The organism is Streptomyces sp. B21-083 (genome assembly GCF_036898825.1).
Classification (GTDB): Bacteria; Actinomycetota; Actinomycetes; order Streptomycetales; family Streptomycetaceae; genus Streptomyces.
Map to the genome: position 1 here is coordinate 819,292 of NZ_JARUND010000001.1, position 19,428 is coordinate 838,719.

At 70.1% G+C, this 19,428-nt stretch carries 12 protein-coding genes; 2 read left to right on the forward strand and 10 right to left on the reverse strand.

Going from position 1 to position 19,428, the window contains the following annotated elements; all coding sequences use genetic code 11:
• The first annotated feature begins 73 nt into the window (after positions 1 to 73).
• Positions 74 to 1,312, forward strand: a complete 1,239-nt coding sequence (locus QA861_RS03695) for a lactonase family protein (protein ID WP_334586736.1) — start codon at positions 74 to 76, stop codon at positions 1,310 to 1,312.
• Here the strand turns inward: QA861_RS03695 and QA861_RS03700 are convergent.
• Both QA861_RS03700 and QA861_RS03705 read right to left on the reverse strand, forming a co-directional pair.
• Positions 1,280 to 2,005 carry a DUF2470 domain-containing protein gene (locus QA861_RS03700; RefSeq protein ID WP_334586737.1) on the reverse strand — a complete coding sequence of 242 codons (726 nt, stop codon included), beginning with the start codon at positions 2,003 to 2,005 and terminating at the stop codon, positions 1,280 to 1,282. The two genes, QA861_RS03695 and QA861_RS03700, sit on opposite strands and share 33 nt — an antisense overlap.
• 104 nt (positions 2,006 to 2,109) lie before the next feature.
• On the reverse strand, positions 2,110 to 2,718 hold the full coding sequence (locus QA861_RS03705) for a TetR/AcrR family transcriptional regulator (protein ID WP_334586738.1): 609 nt from the start codon (positions 2,716 to 2,718) through the stop codon (positions 2,110 to 2,112).
• 107 nt (positions 2,719 to 2,825) lie between these two features.
• Between QA861_RS03705 and QA861_RS03710 the strand changes: the two genes are divergently transcribed.
• The gene (locus QA861_RS03710; RefSeq protein ID WP_334586739.1) at positions 2,826 to 4,301 is read left to right on the forward strand and encodes a cytochrome P450; all 1,476 of its coding nucleotides are present in this window, start codon (positions 2,826 to 2,828) and stop codon (positions 4,299 to 4,301) included.
• Between the two features lie 159 nt (positions 4,302 to 4,460).
• On the opposite strand, the gene QA861_RS03715 is transcribed toward QA861_RS03710, so the two are convergent.
• The 8 genes from QA861_RS03715 to QA861_RS03750 all read right to left on the reverse strand — a co-directional run bounded on the left by QA861_RS03715 (position 4,461) and on the right by QA861_RS03750 (position 19,318).
• Complete coding sequence (locus QA861_RS03715) at positions 4,461 to 5,792, reverse strand: ricin-type beta-trefoil lectin domain protein (protein WP_334586740.1); 1,332 nt, start codon at positions 5,790 to 5,792, stop codon at positions 4,461 to 4,463.
• 76 nt (positions 5,793 to 5,868) lie between these two features.
• A complete protein-coding gene (locus QA861_RS03720; RefSeq protein WP_334586742.1) occupies positions 5,869 to 7,851 on the reverse strand; it encodes an alpha-L-fucosidase in 1,983 nt (660 codons plus the stop codon).
• A gap of 51 nt (positions 7,852 to 7,902) precedes the next feature.
• On the reverse strand, positions 7,903 to 10,308 hold the full coding sequence (locus QA861_RS03725) for a ricin-type beta-trefoil lectin domain protein (RefSeq protein ID WP_334586743.1): 2,406 nt from the start codon (positions 10,306 to 10,308) through the stop codon (positions 7,903 to 7,905).
• A gap of 48 nt (positions 10,309 to 10,356) precedes the next feature.
• Positions 10,357 to 12,198, reverse strand: a complete 1,842-nt coding sequence (locus QA861_RS03730) for an RICIN domain-containing protein (RefSeq protein ID WP_334586744.1) — start codon at positions 12,196 to 12,198, stop codon at positions 10,357 to 10,359.
• A gap of 198 nt (positions 12,199 to 12,396) precedes the next feature.
• The gene (locus QA861_RS03735; protein WP_334590443.1) at positions 12,397 to 13,827 is read right to left on the reverse strand and encodes an arabinofuranosidase catalytic domain-containing protein; all 1,431 of its coding nucleotides are present in this window, start codon (positions 13,825 to 13,827) and stop codon (positions 12,397 to 12,399) included.
• 381 nt (positions 13,828 to 14,208) lie between these two features.
• A complete protein-coding gene (locus QA861_RS03740) occupies positions 14,209 to 14,991 on the reverse strand; it encodes an SGNH/GDSL hydrolase family protein (RefSeq protein WP_334586745.1) in 783 nt (260 codons plus the stop codon).
• Positions 14,992 to 15,091: 100 nt separating this feature from the next.
• A complete protein-coding gene (locus tag QA861_RS03745; RefSeq protein WP_334586746.1) occupies positions 15,092 to 17,545 on the reverse strand; it encodes an RICIN domain-containing protein in 2,454 nt (817 codons plus the stop codon).
• A 468-nt stretch (positions 17,546 to 18,013) separates the two neighbouring features.
• A complete protein-coding gene (locus QA861_RS03750; protein WP_334586747.1) occupies positions 18,014 to 19,318 on the reverse strand; it encodes an alpha/beta fold hydrolase in 1,305 nt (434 codons plus the stop codon).
• Positions 19,319 to 19,428 lie beyond the last annotated feature (110 nt).

Below are 19,428 nucleotides of genomic sequence, written 5' to 3' on the forward strand. Positions count from 1 at the left end.
CTTGCGCGCGACGGGGGATCCGCGTCAGAGTTGCCGGGTGACGGCTGAGGCGACCGAGACCCGGGGTGCAGGTATGAGCGGTGATACGGAACCGGCGCGGGGCGCGCGCGACGGCTGGAGCAGGCGCCGGTTCGTGGGTGCGGCGGCGGGGACGGCCGCGACGGCGTCCGTGCCGGCGCGGGCGATGACGGCCGTCCCGGTGGAGCGCGCCCCCGCACCGGACTCACCCGCCCCCGCGCCGACGCCTGAGTCCGCACACTCCGCGCCGACCGGCCCTCGCCCGCTTCTCCTCGGCACCTACACCTCCGTCGAGGGGGGCGGCACCGGCATCGGTCTCGCGACCTACGATCCGGTCTCGGGACGTGTCACCGGCGCGGGAACCCTCACGGGCGTGGCCGACCCGTCCTATCTCGCCGCACACCCGGACGGCCGCACCCTGTACGCGGTGAACGAGCGCGAGGACGGCGGCGTGACCGCGATCCGGCGCGACGGCGAGGGGCGCGGCCATCAGGTGCTCGGCACGCGCGGGACCGGCGGGTCGGCACCGTGCCATCTGTCGGTCCATCCGAGCGGGCGCTGGCTGCTCAGCGCCAACTACGGCTCCGGCAGCGTGGCGGTGCACCCCATCGACACCTCGGGCGCGCTCGGTGAGCGCACCGACCTGGTCACGCACTCCAGTCCCGCACCGGGCCCGGGTCAACAGGGCCCGCACGCGCACCAGTTCGTCACCAGCCCGGACGGCGGCCATGTTCTCGCGGTCGATCTGGGCACGGACACGGTCTACACCTACCGCCTGGACAGCGGACGCGGCACGCTCACCGAGGTCTCGCGCGCCCGGACCCGCCCGGGCGCCGGCCCCCGTCACCTCACCTTCCATCCCGGCGGCCGGTACGCGTATCTCGCCAACGAGGTCGACAACACGGTCGCCGTCTGCGGCTACTCCCCCGCCACCGGCCGCCTGGACATCGGGGAGGCACAGTCCACGGGGACGGGGGCGGCCACGAGCTACCCGGCCCAGTTCGTGGTGACTCCGGACGGGCGGTACGCGTATCTGGCGAACCGTGGGCACAACAGCCTGACGCGGTACGCCGTGGAGGCGGGCGGTGCCCGTCTCCGGCTCCTCGACACGGTTCCGGTCGCGGGCGACTTCCCGCGCCACATCGCCCTCGCGCCGGGCGGGAACCTGCTGTTCGCGGCGAACCAGCGGTCGAGTACGGTCAGCGTCTTCCACGTCGACCGCGCGAGCGGTGAACTGCGGCTCGCGGGCCAGCCGTTCGCGTCACCCGTCGCCGTCTGTGCGCTGCCGCTGTAGTGCGCGCGGGCAGGAGGCGGCACCGGCCTGGGTGAGCAGGATGTGCATGCGCTCGGTGAGCTGGGACACCGAGTCGGCGGGCTCGTGGAACGCCAGCCGTACGTCGCCGTGGGTGCGGACCCGCTCGATGCGCAGGGTGATTCCGTGCCGGTCGACGGCGAGCGGCCGGACGCTGAGGGCGCCGTGCAGGCTGTCCGGCTCGACCAGGCGGGTGAGGCGCTCGACGGCGTCACCGTGGCAGTCGGCGAGATGGGTCAGCAGCTCGGCCTCGGCAGTCGCCAGCGGGTCGGGCGCGGCGGCGGCGAACTCGGTGAGGTCGACGACGGTGGCACCGGACGTCTGGCGCAGGACCACGCGCGTCGGGCGGAACGCGAGCTGCTCGTCCTCGGCGGTGAACCAGCCGGCCATCCACAGCCGGGCGCGGATCCGGTTGCGTACGGGGACGGGCGAGACGTCGGCGAACTCCAGTACGGCCGACGGCTCACCGCGCGGTGCGCAGACGGCGGCGGCGAGCAGCGCGCTGTCGGCCGGCACGTCCAGGACCACCCGGCCGTCCTCGCCTACGGTGTGCGCGCCGACGAACTCCTCACGACCGCCGTCCGCGGTCACCGCGCACGACCACGCGGCGGCAAGCACCGAACGCGCGCGTTCCGCCGCGGCGGGCTCGGCCGCCCAGGTCTGACTGTCACCCATCCCGAATCTCCTTAGGTAAGCCTTGCCTAACTTATCTGAAATCCGGGTGTCCGCCAACCACCTCCCACGATCCCGTGCGATTCCCTACCGAAGGCCGCCCGGCTTCAGGGCGCGAGGGTGCCGAGCAGCGACCGCGCGCACAGGTCCCGCACCTGTTGCCGGGACAGGTCCGAACCGCGCAGCCACTCCAGGCACACGGCGGTGGTGAACGCCAGCCAGCCCCGGACGGCGAGCCGCAGTTCGGGCCGCTCCCCGGACAGCCGCCCGAACTCCGGGTCCGCCGCGAGCGCCGCGAGGATCTGCCGCTCCTGTGCGGCCAGCGCCCGCTGATAGACCTTCCGTACGGCCTGGTCGCCGGACGCGTCGGCACGATGGAAGGCGCGATAGCCGTGCGCGTGCTCCTCGACGTAGGCGAGGAACGCGTCGAGGTTCGCGTCCAGTTGATCCCGTGCGGGAACGCCCGGCACGGCCGCCGTCATCCGCAGCATGCGCTCGCTCTCGCGCTCCACGACCGCCGCGAAGAAGTCCCGCTTGGTCGGGAAGTAGTGGTAGAGCAGCCCGCGCGAGACCCCGGCGATCTCGGCGACCTGCTCGATCCACACGTCGTCGTACGGGCTCTCCGAGAACAGCCGCGCACCGACCGACAGGAGCTGCTCCCGGCGCTCGCCGGTACTCAACCGCCGACGTGTGCGCTCCCCGCCCTTCGCAGCCATGGCCGCACTTTACTTGACGTGGATTCAACAGCGGGATCAGACTGACCCCGCTATTGAATCCACATACAACAGGATCAACACGCCCCTGCATCAAGGGAGATGGCGCCATGACCGAGACGGCGACCCGGACAGCCGCGTCCAGGGGGTTCCGCAGTGCCGAGCTGGGCTGGCCGGAGCTGCGGCGGATCCCGCATCCGCCGCGCCGGATTCCGCTGCTCGGCGACCTGGTCGGTGTCAGTCCCCGTACGCCCCTCCAGGACTCGATGCGCGTCGGACGGCAGCTCGGGCCGATCTTCCGGCGCAGGGTGTTCGGCAAGGAGATCGTGTTCGTCTGGGGCGCGGAGCTCACCGGCGATCTGGCGGACGAGACCCGCTTCGCCAAACATGTGGGCCTCGGGGTGGCCAACCTCCGCCCGGTCGCCGGGGACGGACTGTTCACGGCGTACAACGACGAGCCCAACTGGCAGCTGGCGCACGACGTTCTCGCCCCCGGTTTCAGCCGCGAGGCGATGGCTGAGTACCACCCGATGATGCTGGCCGTGGCCGGGCAGCTCACGGACCACTGGGACCGGGAACTGGTCGCGGGCCGTGCGGTGGACGTGCCCGGCGACATGACGAAGCTGACCCTGGAGACCATCGCGCGCACCGGCTTCGGGCACGATTTCGGCTCCTTCGAACGGGCCCGCCCGCACCCCTTCGTGACGGCGATGGTGGGCGCCCTGAACCACGCGCAGTATCTGAACATCGTCCCCGCGCCGCTCGCCCCGCTGCTGTTGCGCCGGGCCACACGGCGCAACGAGGCGGCCGTGGCGTACCTGAACAGGACGGTCGACGAGCTCGTACGGGCCCGCCGGGCGTCGGACGGCGGGGGCGGCGGCACCGGCGATCTGCTCGACCGCATGCTCGACACCACCCACCCCGAGACCGGTGAACGCCTCGGGCCCGAGAACGTGCGCCGGCAGGTCCTCACCTTCCTCATCGCCGGGCACGAGACGACGTCCGGCGCGCTCTCCTTCGCCCTGCACTATCTCTCCCGGCACCCGGAGGTCGCCGCCCGCGCCCGCGCCGAGGTGGACCGTGTCTGGGGCGGGGCGGAGGTCCCCGGCTACGACCAGATCGCCAAGCTGCGGTATGTGCGCCGGGTGCTCGACGAGTCGCTGCGGCTGTGGCCGACGGCGCCCGGTTTCGCCCGCGAGGCCCGCCACGACACGGTGCTCGGCGGCGAGCATCCGATGCGCGAGGGCGCCTGGACGCTGGTCCTGGCTCCGCTGCTGCACCGCGACCCGACGGTCTGGGGCGCCGACGCGAACCGTTTCGACCCGGACCGTTTCGACGCGGCGGCCGTGCGCGCCCGCCCCGCTCACGCGTTCAAGCCCTGGGGCACCGGGGCCCGGGCGTGCATCGGCCGCCAGTTCGCCCTGCACGAGGCGACCCTGGTCCTCGGTCTGCTGTTGCGCCGCTACGACCTGAAGCCCGACCCGGACTACCGGCTGCGGGTGGCGGAACGCCTGACGGTGATGCCGGAAGGGCTCCGGCTGCACCTCGAACACCGTTCCCCGGGCGAGGAGTTGGCGGCTGCCTGAACCGGCCGTCGAGAGCCGCCGCGCACCACCGCATCGCGGTACAGGACACACGGCAGCCCCGCCGAGCCGGCGCAGATGCCGGCTCGGCGGGGCTGTCGTACGGACGTGCGTCGAGGCCTACGGGTCCGGGCAGGCCTCTGCTCCACCCGGCCCCACGAGTCAGCTCTCCAGGCGCCAGTTCTGGTTCGCACCGCCCGAGCAACTCCACAGCTGGAGTTTCGTCCCGTTCGCGGTCCCCTGGCCGGCGGCGTCCAGGCAGAGCCCGGACTGCGCCGCTGTGATCGTGCCGTTGGAATTGACGTTCCACTGCTGGTCCGCCAGCGTCGTGCAGTCGAAGATCGCCGCCGCGGTCCCGTTGCCCGCGGACTGGCCGACACCCAGGCACTTGTTGCCGTAGACGACCAGCTGCTTTCCGGCGTTGTAGGTCCACCGCTGGTTGGTGCCGCCGTGGCAGTCCCACAGCTGTGCCTGCGTACCGTTGGCCGTCGCGGAGTTGCCGATGTCGAGGCAGCGCCCCGACTGCTGACCGACGATCTTCTGGCTGCTGCCCGAAGGCGGGTTCGGCGGCTGGTCCGAGCCGAACTGGGAGAAGAACTGCCACACCGCTCCCGACGTCCAGGTGCGCCAGCCGTCACCGGTGGAACCGTCGATGGGACCGGGGTCGTGGCCCGCGCCGTCGAACGCGGCCCAGACGACGGGGTATCCGGACCGGCATCCGGAGTAGGTGGTGATGATGTGCGTCAGGCTCCCGTTGGCAGGCTCGGGCGGGTTCTGCCGGGTGCAGCCGTTGTTCCGGACGAAGGTGTCACGCAGTTCCCGTCCCGACGAGATGGGCAGCACGTTGTCCCTGAGGCCGTGCAGACCCATGTAGGCGATGGGCTGGTTGCCGCCGCTGCATCCGCTGAGGTTCGCGCCGGAGTAGACGGCGACCGCGCGGAAGACCGTCGCCCGGGAGCAGGCGAGGGCGTACGACATCCCGCCGCCGTAGCTGAAGCCGCCGGCGAACAACTGGGTGGTGTCGACGCACAGACCTGCCTCGAGCTGGCTGACCATGGCGTCGACGAAGGCCACGTCCTGGCCACCGGGGTTGGCCCAGCCGTTGCCGTTGCCCTGCGGGGCGACGAAGATCGTGCCGTTGTTCGCGCTGTCCGCGAGACGCCGCAGGCCGTAGTAGGACCAGTTGTAGCCGTCCGTCCCGCCCGAGTCGACGTCGTTGGCCGTTCCGCCGCGCCAGTGGAAACCGAAGACCAGCCGGTACGGGTGGTTGCTGTCGTAGCCGGAAGGAACCCGCAGGATGTAGCTGCGCGTCTGGCCGCCGCTCTGGATGGTGTGGTTACCACTCGCCAGCGGGGCCTTCCCGCAGCCGGCGGTCGCGGCGGCGGCGGAGGGCGCCCCGGGCGGGTTCATGACGCTGCTGAACGAGGAGCCCGCAGCTGACAGGACGAGAAGCAGCGCGGCCACGATGGACAGCAGTAACGGTTTGCGTTTCATGTACTCCTTCTTCCTTTTCCTTGGTCGGGGGACGGACGTCGGGGCACGGACAGGGAACGTCGGTCGCCGGAGTGGTTCAGACGCCGGTGACGGTCCATTCGTTGTTGGTGCTGGAGTTCGGCGTCCACAGCACCGTGGTGGAGCCGGACGTGGTGGAGCCGCTGCCGTCGAGGGCGGTGCCGGTGGCCCGGTTGACGATCTGGAAGCGGTTGTCGCCGAGGCTTGCCAGGGACCACTGCTGGTTGTTGCCGCCGGTCCACGCCGACTGGCGGGCGGGCGCGCCGTTGGCGGAGTTGCCCCAGCTGTCGGCGGCCATGCCGCTCGCCCGGTTCATGATCCGGTGGTAGCCGTTGCCGAGGTCGATCAGCTGCCACTGCAGGTTGGGGCTGCCGTCGTAGGTCCACTGCTTGAGGTTGGAGCCGGAGGCGACGTTCCCGCCGCTGTCGAGCGCGAGTCCGCTGGTCACGTTGGCGATCTTCACCCAGGTCGTGGGGCCGCCCGGCGCGTCCAGTACGGGGATCTCACCGGAGAAGGTGAGCTTGACGGTGTACGCCAGGGCGTTGAACGGCGGGTTGGACGAGGGCATGGCCAGGTGCAGGCCGGAGGCGTCCTGGGTCGGTGCGGGCAGGTTGAGGTAGGTGCCGGCGGTGTTGTCGAGAAGTTGGGCACCGGTCAGGCTGCTGAGGTTGATCCGGTTCGAGTTCAGCGTGGTGACGTTCAGGGTGCCGCCCTGCCAGCCCAGCGCGGTGACGTAGAGAACCTTGTTGTTCTGGCTGCGGGTGAACCGGACGTCCTGCGGTTTGCCCGCCACGGGTCCGCTGAACGAGCCTCCGCCCATCTTGGTGGGGCCCTCGCCGTAACTGGTCCAGGAGCGGGTGTCGTAGACCGCCTCTCCGAAGCGGCCGAGCCAGTCCCCCATGCCGAGCAGGATCGACTGCTGTCCGGAGGGGATGATGCCCTCGGCCGTCGGGGCGATGTTCAGCAGCATGGTGCCGCCCTTGCTGACCCGGTCGATCAGCGAGTGCAGCAGTGCCTGCGTCGAGTAGTAGCCGATGCCCACCGTGTAGCACCAACTGGAGGAGGAGATGCTGTCGTCGGTCAGCCAGTAGGGGGTGAGCAGCCCCGCCGGGCCGCCGCGCTCGAAGTCGAAGACCTCGCCCTTGTTGTTGAGGCCGTCCTTGTAGGTCGCGGCCACGTCCTTGTTCCAGGCGACCGCCTTGTTGTAGTAGTGCGCGAGGAACTGGAGCCGGTAGGACTCGTCCACCCGGCCCAGGTTGAAGTCCTGCCAGACCAGGTCCGGCTGGTAGCCGTCGATGACCTCGACCAGCTTGTCGTACCAGAGCTTGTTCTCCGCGGCGGAGCCCAGCTGGCCGTAGAGGATGCGGAGCGTCTGGTCCGACTGGGACGGCACGTTGTCGTAGTAGCCGGTGAAGTTGTAGGCGTGGTGCAGCGAGGCCATGAACTTCATCCCCTGGCCGCGGACGGCCTGTGCGTGCAGGCCCACGAGGTCGAGTCGGGGGCCGTGCTGGACGGAGTTCCACGGGTTTGCGCGGCTGTTCCACATGGAGAAGCCGTCGTGGTGCTCGGCGACCGGGCCCGCGAACCGCGCGCCCGCCGCCTTGAACAGCTGCGCCCAGGCGTTCGGGTCCCAACTGCCGCCCTGGGAGGTGAGTTTGGGGGCGAACTGCACGAACCTGCCCGACTTGTCGCGGGCCCCGTCGATGAAGTTGTGGTACGGCCATGCCGACGGGTCGCCGTAGGTGGAGATGTGGTGCCGGTTCTCGTTGGAGCCGCCGATGTACATGTTGCGCGGGTACCACTCGTTGCCGAACGCGGGGACGCTGAAGGCGCCCCAGTGGTAGTAGATGCCGAACTTCGCGTCCTTGAACCAGGTCGGGGCCGGGGGGTGCTGGTCGACGGAGGACCAGCTCGGGGTGTAGCTGGTGGGGCCGTCGGTCGCGGCCGCCTGGGGGGCGAACCGCAGCAGGCCCAGGGCCGTGGCCGCGCCGGTCGCCCCGATCAGCCGGCGCCGGCTGATCGGGAGGGGTGAGGAAGTCATGCGGAGCCTCTCAGCGTCGTTGAGGGGTCGGTCGTCCCGGCTGTCCCGGGATCAGTCGCGCGTCCACTTCTGGTTGCTCGCGCCGTTGCAGGTCCACAGCTGCAGCAGGGTGCCGTTGGCGGTTGCGGCGCCGGCGGCGTCCAGGCACAGGCCGGACTGGGCTGTGATCGTGCCGTCGGCGCCCAGCGTCCACTTCTGCTTGCCGCTGCCGTCGCAGGTCCAGATGTCGACCTTGGTACCGGGGCTGGTGCCGCCGCCCGAGGCGTCCAGGCAGGCGCTGCCGTAGACGCGCAGTTCACCGGCCGAGGTGCTCGTCCACTGCTGGTTGGCGCCGCCGTTGCAGTCCCACAGCGCCACCTGGGTGCCGGACGTCTGCGACGCGTTCGGTACGTCCACGCACCGGCCGGAGCCGGCCCCGACGATCGTGGCGATCGAGCCGCCACCGCCTCCGCCGCTGCCGGGGGTGAGGGACAGGTTGTCGAACTGTGCCGTCTCGTTCTGGCTGGTCTGGTAGCCGACCTGGCCGGCGGCCCAGGTGCGGTCGTTGGCGGAACCGACCGTGGCTCCGTCGATGACGGCGGTGATGGTGCTGCCGGAGAAGGTCAGCGCCAGGGTGTGCCAGCGGTTGGTGCCCAGGGGCGCGGTCGTGCCGCTCGCGAGGGTGGCGACGTTGCCGTTGGTGCGCGAGTTCAGGATCGACCAGGCTCCGGTGTCGCTCACCCGCAGGTGGTAGGCGTTCAGTCCGCCGGTGCTGGAGTAGTCCTGTGCGTTCGCGCGGCCGATGAGCTCGGCGTATCCCGATTGTTCGAGCAGTACGTCGGACGAGACGGTGTAGTTGTTCCAGCTCACGTCACCGAGCAGGGCGTGCGGATCGGACAGCGCGTCCCAGGTGATCGGCTTCTGCGGGCTCATCTGGCGCACACACCTGCCGGTGCGGCCGCCGCCGCAGCCCGCCACCTCGAAGGCGCCCTGCCAGTCCATGAGGTACTTCGCCTCGTTACCGGTGGCGTAGCCGTCGAAGGAGTCGCTGTACGGCAGGCTCATCGCGCCCGAGGCGGGGCCGGTGGCGGTGCCCTTGCCCTGGCCGGTCGTGGTGGTCAGGGTGTAGACGCGGTGGGGCTTCACGGTCAAGGAGAAGCCGCCGCCCGTGGGGGTGATGTCGGTGGTGTGCGCGAAATGGTCGGCCGTGTTGCCGGAGTTGACGTCGGTCGACCAGACGTGGACGGCTCCGGTGGACAGGCCCCCGGTGACGTTGAAGTCCAGTGTCTGGTCGCCGCCCGCGTCCATCGTCTCGATGACCGTGGAGTAGTCGGAGGTGGTCGGCGACTTCAGCGACACGTAGCTGCCGTTGTTCCGGTTGCCGCCGATGTAGCCGCTGGAGGCGTCGAGGTACTTCCACCCCGGGGCCGTGAACTGGGTGGTGTGCGCCATCACCCAGGTGTTCTTGCCGATCGAGTAGTGCCCCGACCACGGCTGCGCGGCCAGGGAGAGACCCATGGTGGGATACGGCAGGTTCGGGGTGAGCGCCGCGACCACCGGCCAGTTGAGGTACGCGGTCATCCGGCCGTCGATGTATCCGCGGTTGATGCCGCGGGCCATCGCCGGTGCTCCCCCGTTGTAGTCGTCCGAGCCGTTCTCGCTGGCCCACAGGGGTTTGCCGCTCGACATGGCGGCCGACGGCACCGAGCAGTTGGACTGGGAGGAGCGGTAGCCGCAGGGGTAGTGCGTACCGATGGCGTTCACGGCGGAGGCGAACGCCGGGTTGGAGTTGACGTCGTTCGCCACGGCCCAGTCGGAGTCGGCCGCGACGATCTTGACGCTGCCGTAGCCGTTGTTGTTGAGCGCGCTACGCAGTTGCTGGTACCAGGAGACGTTGTAACCCCGCTCGTTCCAACCGCCGAGGTAGTCGATGGTGAGCCCGTGCTGCTTTGCGCAACCCAGCCACGAGAGCAGGTAGTTGGTCATGTCGTTGGACCAGAAGTTCCCGCCGCCGATCCAGCCGGGCGCGCCCCAGGAGAGCCCGTACAGCTTGATGGCGGGGTTTCGGGCCTTCGCCTGCTCCATCAGCCACCACTCGTAGCCCCGGTCGCAGTTGAGGTCGGAGCGGGTGTGCTGGTGGCTGGGCTCGGCCCCCGAGGTGGAGTTGGTGTCCCCGCCGATCTCGGCCTTGAGGATCTGCAGCGAGGCGCCGTAGCCGGGCCGGAAGAGGTAGTCGAGGATCTGCCCGCGCTGGGGCTCGGGATAGTCGATCAGGAGCCTGCTGTTGCCGCCTCCGCCACTGATCGCGCCGACTCCGTCGAAGGTCCGCCCGCCGGACGCGCCGTTGATGGTGATGGACGTCGCGGCCTGGGCCGGTACGGCGGTCGTGGCCACGAGGCCGCCCGCTGCCAGGACGAGGCCCGCGAGCACGGCCGTCGAGGCGCGCATGCGCCTGAACAGCCCTCTGATTGCTGACACGTTGGGGATTCCTTTCGCAGGTCGATGGGGTCCGCGTCGGGTGCGGTATCAGCGGACGACGAAGTCCTGGTTGCTGCCCGGCGCGTTCTTGCACTGCCACTGGTCCAGTTGCTGTCCCGCGGTGCTGCCGGCGCCGTAGACGTCCAGACACAGACCGCTGTTGCGGTTCTGGAACGCGTAGCTGCCGTCGGACTGGCGCACGGGCAGCCAGAGCGCGTTGGGCGCCGCGCCGGGGGCCTGCTGGACGATGTCAGGAACGCCCGCCGCCGTGGAGCTGCCGGCGACCGTCACGTCCAGGCCGGAGCTCTGGGCGCGCAGTTCGCCGTAGCCGCCCGAATCGGGCACGAACTGGAACTGCTGGTTGCCCTGCCCGTTGCAGGACCACTGGTCGATCGCGGCGCCCGCGCTGGTGGAGTTGCCGTACACGTCCAGGCACAGGTTGTTGCTGGCGACGACGAGTTGGTGGGAGCCGTCCGGGAAGCCGCCACCGCCCCCACCGCCGGACGATGCCGGTGTCAGATAGACGGAGAACGCGTCGTGCGAGCCCTGGAACGTGAACGGCACGGTGATCGAGTCGCCCGAGACGCTCACGTTCTGGTCGTACACGGTCTGCGGCGCGGCCAGCGGCGCCTGGTCCGGGATGCGGTGGACGGTGACATGCACACCGCCGGCGCTCGTCAGCCAGGGCAGGGACGACAGCCCGTTGAAGGCGACGGACGCGTCCCCGGTGTATCCGTTCGAGTCGCCGACGACGGCCACCACGCGTTTCGCGGCGGGGTCCTCGGATGCCGAGACAGCCGTCGAGCCGACCTGGCCGGAGGTGGCGACGAGGGTGCCGGTCAGGTCGGCGTAGTCCCGAAGCGCCCACCAGTTGCCGGTCGGCTGCCAGGTGCCCCCGCTCTGGGTGAGCACTCCCGTCAGGTTCGGGACGACGCAGCACACCCAGTTGCCGCGCATCGCGTTGGTGTAGTCGGACTGCGCGAACCGCGCCAGGTACCAGGCGGTCACCCCGGCGGTCTGTCGGTCGGCCGGCTGGTACTCGTTCGAGGACAGCGGCAACGGACCGATGCCCGCCGAGCTCAGGGCGGCGCGCAGGCTCTGCCCGACGGTGACGGGGTCGTCGACGTCGCCCTCGTTGTGGTTGGCGATCATGTCCGGAACCGTCCCGGCCGACTTCACGTGCGCGAGCCAGGTGCGCCACTGACCGGGGTTGCCCTGCGGGGTGAACGCGAACGACGGGCCCACGATCTGCGCCCCGGGGGCGATACGCCGGATCTCCCGGTAGGCGGTGTCCCACATCTGGAAGTACTGGGCGCTGTTGACGCCCCGGGTCCAGAAGGCGGAGATGTCCGGCTCGTTCCAGATGTCGTAGGAGAACGTGAGCCCCGAAGCCTGCAGCGCCCCCACCGTGGAGTCGATGAAGCTGACCCAGTTGGAGCAGTCACCGTTGTCGCACGGGTACCTCGTGTTCGAGGGCTGGCCGCCGTTCGCGCCGTAGATGTCGCTCACGAGCACCTGGTACTGCGCGTGATACGGCGGTTGGGTGAGCCGTTTCGCCTGCGCGGTGATCGAGTCGAGGTCGGCGCGGGTGGCCGAGCCGTACTGGTAGCCGTCCTTGATCCAGCCGCCGGAGAACCAGCCGCCACCGCGGAACGCGTTGATCCCCAGCGGCTGGAGGAACCGGTCCACGGGCTGGGTACCGTCCTGGCTGATGCCGTAGAGGAACCCCTCCCCCACGCCGGTCGACGGTCCCCGCGTCGAGGCCAGGTTCACGCTCAGCGACTTGACCGCGGCGGCCTGGCTCGATGCCGTCGACGACAACGGCAGCACGAGCGCCAGGACCAGCCCGGCCACCGCGGCCAGCCGGCCGGTTGTCCCTCTCGTCCTCATCAGATCCTCCTGAGACAGGGCGCCGCTGCGCTGCGGCGCGCGTGCTGGACAGGGCCTGCTTCCGTACGTGAGTGGTGCACGGCGCGGCGACCTGCCGGGGCGGCGACGGGCTGCCGCCCCGGAGCCGAGTGCGGGCGCGCCACCGGGTCGGCGCGGCGACGATCGCCGGCGGACGAGCGGCGGAGCGGTGCCGCGCGTTCAGCGATAGCCGGCGGCGGTGATGTCGGCCTGCACCGCGTTGTCGGTCGCGTCGGAGGGGTAGCCGGCGACGATGGCCCCCTCGTAGAAGGTGCCGGCGCTCAGGTTGGCGCCGCCGCCGGGCTTGCAGCAGTCACCGCCGCTGCCCAGGATGATGGCCCCCTGCTTCTTCATGGGGCTGTATCCGCCGGGCAGCCCGCCGTCCCACAGGGTGGTCAGGTTCCCCGACTGGGCGCTGCCGCCCTTGAGGGCCAACCTCGACGTGCCGTTGTTCTTCAGCATCGCGGTGACGAACTTGTCCGTGAAGGCCCGCTGGTTGGGGTTCCAGGACTGGCTGCCGCCGGAGTACAGGCCCCATTCGAGGTCGGCCTGCACCCAGGGGCCCCGTCCCGAACAGCCGCCGAACCAGCACTGGGTGCTGAAGTTGATCGCGTCCATCGCGCCTGCCGCGTCGGCCTTGCGGGTCGTCTCGCTGTTGCCGTAGTCGAAGCAGCAGCCGCCGTTGACGTGGGTGCCGCTGGTCACCATGTAGGCCCCTTCGGGCGCTGCACCTGTCGGTACGCCCGTCAGGTGGCCGTCGCGCCAGTAGCTGTTCCCCGGGTTGATGTACAGCGAGTACGCCTTGGTGCCCCCGGCGGTCAGCGACTCGGAGGTGGCCTTCGCGGGGCTGCTCTGGTTCGAGCCCGGGACCTGGGCGGAGCCCTGGTACCACAGGTCGTTGCCGTGTCCCGACTGGTCGCGGACGACCGTGATCACGCAGGAGGTGCCAGCGCAGAACGCGTCCTGCGCCGCGGCGTCGGCGAAGCCGCCGGGCGCCAGCAGACCGATGTCCCGGGTGGTGTTGTCCGAGGCCCGCCTGACCTGGTAGAGGGAGCCGTTGTAGGAACCGTAGAGCGCTCGCACGGTGCTGTGCGCGGCCACGCACGGTGTACCGGCGGCGGCGTAGATGCCGCACGGGCCCGATCCGCCCGGCACGGGCGGCGGGGAGGTCGGCGAGGTCCATTTCTGGTTGCTCTGGCCGTTGCAGGTCCACAGGATGAGCGCGGTGCCGTTGGCCGTGGCCGCCCCGTTCACGTCCAGGCAGAATCCGGAGGCGGTACCGGTGACGGGTCCGTCGGAGGTGTGGCGCCACATCTGGGTCGGCCGTCCGTCGCACGGCCGGATGACCACCGGGGCTCCCGGGGCCGTCCGGTTGTCGTACGCGTCCACGCACCGGGTGCCGTTCATCGCCCTCAGCTCGCCCGCCGACGTGAACTCGAACGCCTGGTTGACCTGGTCGTTGCAGTCCCAGATCTGCAGCGCCGTGCCCGACGTGTCGACGTTGCCCGTGACGTCCAGGCACCGCCCCGACGCCGAGCTCACCAGGGCTGCCGTCGATGCCGAGGCGGACCAGGTCGGCGCGGATGCCAGCAGCATGGCCAGCAGGGCCAGCACGCATGCGGAGGCCGCTGCCGGTAAGCGGGACGCGCGTGCGGTGGGGGTGGGGGGCGGAGCGGATGGAGGCTGCATTCTGTGTCCTCGGATATGCGGGGGTGCGGACGGAGAGTGCCGTGCCTGTCCGAAGGGTTCGGAAGGGGTGGAAGGGGTGTCGACCGCTCCCGGCCGGGTGCCCGTGAGCACTCACAGGGAACACTCAGACATCCCATGTTGCTAGTGATCCCACAGGCCCATCTAGCTGTCAATAGCCCTGTCCCGACGATCCAGCGAGGAGATTCATCCCATGTTTCTGCTGGTCAAACCGCTGTACGGGCATGCCGAATCCGCGCCCGGCGACGGTCGCCGTGCCGGGCGCGGGTCTTTGTGTCCGTCACCTCACCCGAGGGTCCGCCGCTGGACCTGATCGACCGCCGAAGCCGGCGGCCTGATCCAGCCTGCCGCGTCCGCCGCCCGCACCCCCGCGTTGAAGGCGTCCGCCATCTTGCGGAAGCCGTTCTCGTTGGGGTGCAGGGCATCGGAGAGGTCCGCCCTGTTCAACGCGCCCATGTCCACCAGGCGTACGTGCTTGCCGGCGGCCCGCGCGGCCTGGACGATCGCGGGAAGCTTGGCGTTGAACCCGGGCCGGTTGGCCTCCTCGGTGCCGCTGGTGGAGATGATCACGGTGCCGACGAGAACGGTCACGCCGGGGACGTCGCGGGTGATCTGGTCGATCAGCGCACGCAGCCGGTCGGGAGCGGTCGGGATCTGGTAGTTGCCGTTGAGGTCGTTGGTGCCGATCTCCAGGGTCACCACGTTCGGACGGTAGCGGGCCAGCACGGAGTCGGCGATGCCCGCGATCTGGTCGATGCGCCAGCCGGAGTGGCCTTCGTTGTCCGGGTCGGACATGGTGCCGTTGCGGCCGGAGCCGACGAAGTCCACGGCGTGCCCGTCGGCCGACAGCTGGTTGCGCAGAAAGCCTCGGTAGCTGTTGCCGGACGGGCTGCCGACGCCCCAGGTGATCGAGTCACCCAAGGGCATCAGCCGTAGAGCGGCGGGCGCGGTGGCATCCGCGGTAGAGGGTGGCGACCCGGTGCCGGTGGCGGCCACCGCCGGTAAAGCGGTGGCGACAGCCAGCGTCGCCGCCAGCGCGACGGTCAGGAATGACGAGTACTTCCGCATGAGCGTTCCTCACTGGTGCGGGACAGTGGGTGGGGGTGAACGGGTGGGTGGATGGATGGATGGGGTGAACGGTCGGGGGGTGAACGGGTGCGCGAGTCGGTCAGCGCGGGGTGAAGTCCTGGTTGCTGCCTGCCGTGTTCTTGCATGACCACTGGTCGAGCTGCTGGCCCGCGTTACCTCCGCCGCCGTAGGCGTCCAGGCACAGGCCGCTGTTCTGGTTCTGGAAGGAGTACGAGCCGTCCGACTGCCGTACGGGCAGCCACAGCCCGGCCGCCGCCGTACTCGGGGCCTGCTGCACGATGTTGGGTACGCCGGCGGCCGTGGAACCGCCGGACACCGCCACGACCAGCCCGGAGCTCTGCGCCTGCAACTGCCCGAAACCGCCCGAGGCCGGCACGAACTGGAACTGCTGGTTGCCCTGCCCGCCGCAGGTCCACTCGGCGATCGCGGCGCCCGCGCTGCCGGAGTTTCCGTACACGTCCAGGCACAGGCCGCCCGAGCCGAACGCCAGTTGGTGGTAGCCACTGGGGAAGCCCCCACCGCTGTCGCCCGACGGCTGTACGCCTGCCTGCTGGATGACCTGGCGGGCACCCTGCGGCCAGTTGGTGCCGCTGACCTGGACGTTGCCGGTCAGCACGTTGTTGTGCGGAGGGCCGGTGGCCACGTAGGTGTTGCCGCCGTTGTACCAGTTGCCGGAGAACGTGCTGTCGTCGGTGTGGTTGTTCGCGTTGGCGTTGGTGAGCGCCCAGTTGCTCGCGTCCTGCACCACGTTGCCCGACACCTTCAGGTACCGGGAGCCCTCGTCGAGGTACAGCGCGGTGGTGCGGTTGTTGTCGTACATGTAGTTGTCGGAGATCACCGAGCCGGGGGCCGCCGACAGGCTGTAGATGCTGCCGCCGTCGAACATCGCGTTCTTCGTGTCGAAGACCAGGTTGTGGGTGACGGTGTTGTTCTTCAGCGTCGTCGGAGTGCTGTAGACGGGCTGGTAGTTGTACGTGCCCCGGTTGACGTAGTCCTGACTGCCGCCGGGGTCGTTCATCCCCCAGCCCCAGCCGATGTCGATCCCGTCGTAGGGCAGATGGTCCGTCTGGTTGTGGGTGATCGTCGCGTTCGTGACGTAGGTGGACAGGATCCCCGTGGTCTCCTTGTAGTCCGTGCCCACCCCGCTGACCTTGTTGTTGCTGATGGTGATGTTCTGGTTGGTCATCCGCGGGTTGCTCGGGTGGTGCGCGTCCGACAGGATCCCGCCGACCTGGATGCCGCTGCCGGAGAGGTTGGTGAACGTGTTGCCGGTGATGGTGACACCGTTCGCGCCGAGTCCGGTGCCGGAGGCAGTGGCGACGCCGTCGTTGCCCACGCCCAGTCCGGCCTGCCCGAGTCCGGAGAACGTGTTGCCGGAGAACGTGATGCCGCTCGCGGCGGAGACCTGGACGGCCGCGGGCATCTGCTCCCAGTGGTTACGGGTGGCCTCGAACTGCGTGCACCCCGACTTGCAGGTGCTCAGCCAGTTGGCGGGCATCGCGAAGGCACCGGTGATGTGCGCGCCGCTCTGCTGGTCCGCGTATCCGTCGGGTCCGCTCGGGCCGAGCCAGGAGGTCCCGGTGAACCGGAGGCCGGCGAAGGCCAGTCCGGTCGCCGGTGAGGCGTAGCTGCCGCTCACGCCGAGCAGACTCTGCAGCCGGGGCAGTTCGACGTCGAGGCTGTTCGGGTCCTGCCCCTGCTGGGCCCGGTAGTACAGGTCGCCGGTGGACGAGTCGAGATACCACTGTCCGGCCTGCTTCAGGAAGGCGTAGTTGTTCTCCAGGTACATCGTCCCGCCGGCGAACGGCGCGTTGACGGTGTCGTAGCCCCAGGAGTTGTTGTTCCACGCGGGCTGCTGCATGGTGACGGTTCTGCCGCTGATCGACTTGACCGGCGCGTAGCGGTCGGTGAAGGAGTTGACGCTCTCGACTTCCATGTGGCTCTGGTCCGTAAGGCCGGCCAGATAGTCGAGGGAGGAGTCGGTGACGGTCAGGCCGGTCTGCGTGAAGGTGAAGCCGGAGCGGGATACCTGGATCGCCGCCCGGGGCGCGCCCTTGCCGTTCACGTACAACTGGCGGGAGTTCACGCCGGTGCCGACGTGGACCGACCAGATGTTCTTAGTCTGATCATGCACCTGCCAACCAGTAACCTGCTGGGCACCGGACAGGACCGGCTGCTGTCCGGACACGGCCTGATAGGTGATGGTGTGCCCGTTCTGGCCGCCGTCTCCGGAGCCGAAGGTCAGCGGCCTGGACAACCGGTAGGTGCCTCCGGCCAGGTGAACGGCGACGTCGGAGTCCGCCGAGAGCCGGTGCGCGGGCTGCTGCGCCTGGTCGACGGTGGCGAACGGCCGCCCGGCGCTGCCGTCACCGCCGGGAGCCGCGTCCGGCGCCACATACAGGTCGGCGACCGCCACCTGACGTTCCATCGGTAAGCCGTACGCGACCCCGGCGGTGACCGGACCACCGGCCAGCAGGGTGAGCAGAGCGATGGGGGCGACCCACAGGCCGTGGACCGTTCTGGCTCTGGACATGGTCATCCTCCGGTGGTGGCGCGTGTGGTCCGTGAACCCTGTCGCGGAATCGATTCGACGGCTGATTGCCATGGTTTGCAAGCCGTTGGCACCGTCGAAAAGTTGCGAGGCGGCGGCAGCGCAGGACGGTGCGACCGCCGACCGTGCGGGCGTCGCGGGCTGCGCGGGCGGGCCCGGCAGGTGGGCACGGCCCCTCCGGCCGACCCGCCATCACACTGGTGAACAGGGATTTCTTCGTAGCAGACCCGGATCACGGGACGCCCGTCCAAAGGGCCTGCCCGAACAGGTCGTCCTCGGGCGGGAGATGGGGCTGCCTTCACCTACTGGAACGACATTGATCCCGCGCTTCGACGGCCCGGCCTCCCCTCGAAGCGCTTGCGCGGAACCGGTTCGCTCCACGCTTGACCCGAAAAACCTCCCCGGACCGCGCGAGCTGTCCCGACTCCGCGCAGGAGTCACCAGGGGCCGTCACACCTCGTCGCGGGCCAGGGCCAGCAGCCGGTCGAGGACCCGGGGGCCGCCCGCGCGCACCCCGTCGTGCTCGAACTCGTCCGTGACCCAGGTGCGCAGGCCCCCGATCGCCCGAGCGGTCTCCAGCGCGTGGCCGGTGTCGACGTACATGTCGTCGTGGTAGACGGCGGCGGCGACCGGAACCTCGTTGGCGGCGAGGCGTGAACGGTCGTACAGGGGTGGCCAGTCGGTGTGGGCGGCGAGGAGTTCGGCCGTTTCGCGCAGGGGGCGCAGGGCCGGGTCGACGTCGAACATCCAGGGGTGGACGGACTCGCCGGTGAACAGCAACGGGCCGTCGCCCGCGAGGGACTTGCCCGCGTCGAACTGCGGGAACTCGGCGCGCGTCCGCTCGGCGGACCAGTCGGTGGGACTGCCGTCCTGGCCGTAGACGGCCTCGTGGACGAGTGCGTACAGCGGATGGCCGGCGTACGACAGGAGGCCCTGGACCTCTTCCGCGAACGCGTCGGACAGGGCCGGGCCCCCGGGGGTCCGGACGAAGGCGTCCTCCAGGAGGTAGTGCAGCCGGTGGCTGCCCTCGCCGCCGCCGAGGAGGATGCCGAGGGACTGGAAGGCCTCGACGGTCAGGCGGTAGCCGTTCGGCAGGACCGGCTCATGGACGCTCACGTACTCGGCGATCCGCCGCGCCCGGTCGACGTCCTGCGGGTAACGCGCGTAGTGTGCGGCGACCTTGCGTTCGATACGGGGGTATGCGGCCCGGTAGACGTCGTCCGCGTGTCCGTCGAGCGACGGGAGGCCGCCCGTGATCAGGGCGGCGGACAGACCCTCGGGAGCCGTCGACAGATAGTGCACCGCGCAGAAGCCGCCGAAGCTCTGGCCGAGGACGGTCCAGGGAGCGCCGCCGGTGACCGAGGCGCGTATGGCCTCGCAGTCCCGGACGATCGAGTCCGCGCGGAAGCGGGTCAGATAGGCGGCCTGGTCGGCGGGCCCGCCGCGCAGCGGGAGCGTCTGACGGTTGGCGGGCGTGGAGGCGCCGGTGCCGCGCTGGTCGAGGAGGAGGACACGGAACTCCTCCAGAGCGCGGCCGAGCCAGGCACCCTGGCCGACGAAACGATTCGCTCCGAAGCCTGGACCGCCCTGGAGGTAGAGCAGCCAGGGTAGGTCGTCCCGGTTCGCGCTGCCGCCTGCGACGACCTCACGGGCGTACAGCTCGATGGTCTCGCCCCCGGGATCGTCGTGGTCCAGGGGGACGGTGAAACGGCGGTCGGTGAGGACGACACCGGGCTGTCGGTAGCTGGCGGACAACAGGGCTCCTTGAACGAATGAATTCCAGGCCGTGGCCCAGTCCAGCACAGATTCTTCGCCCGGCCGACCCCGTGGATCAAGAAATTCCAGGAACCTCTCCTGGATCCTCC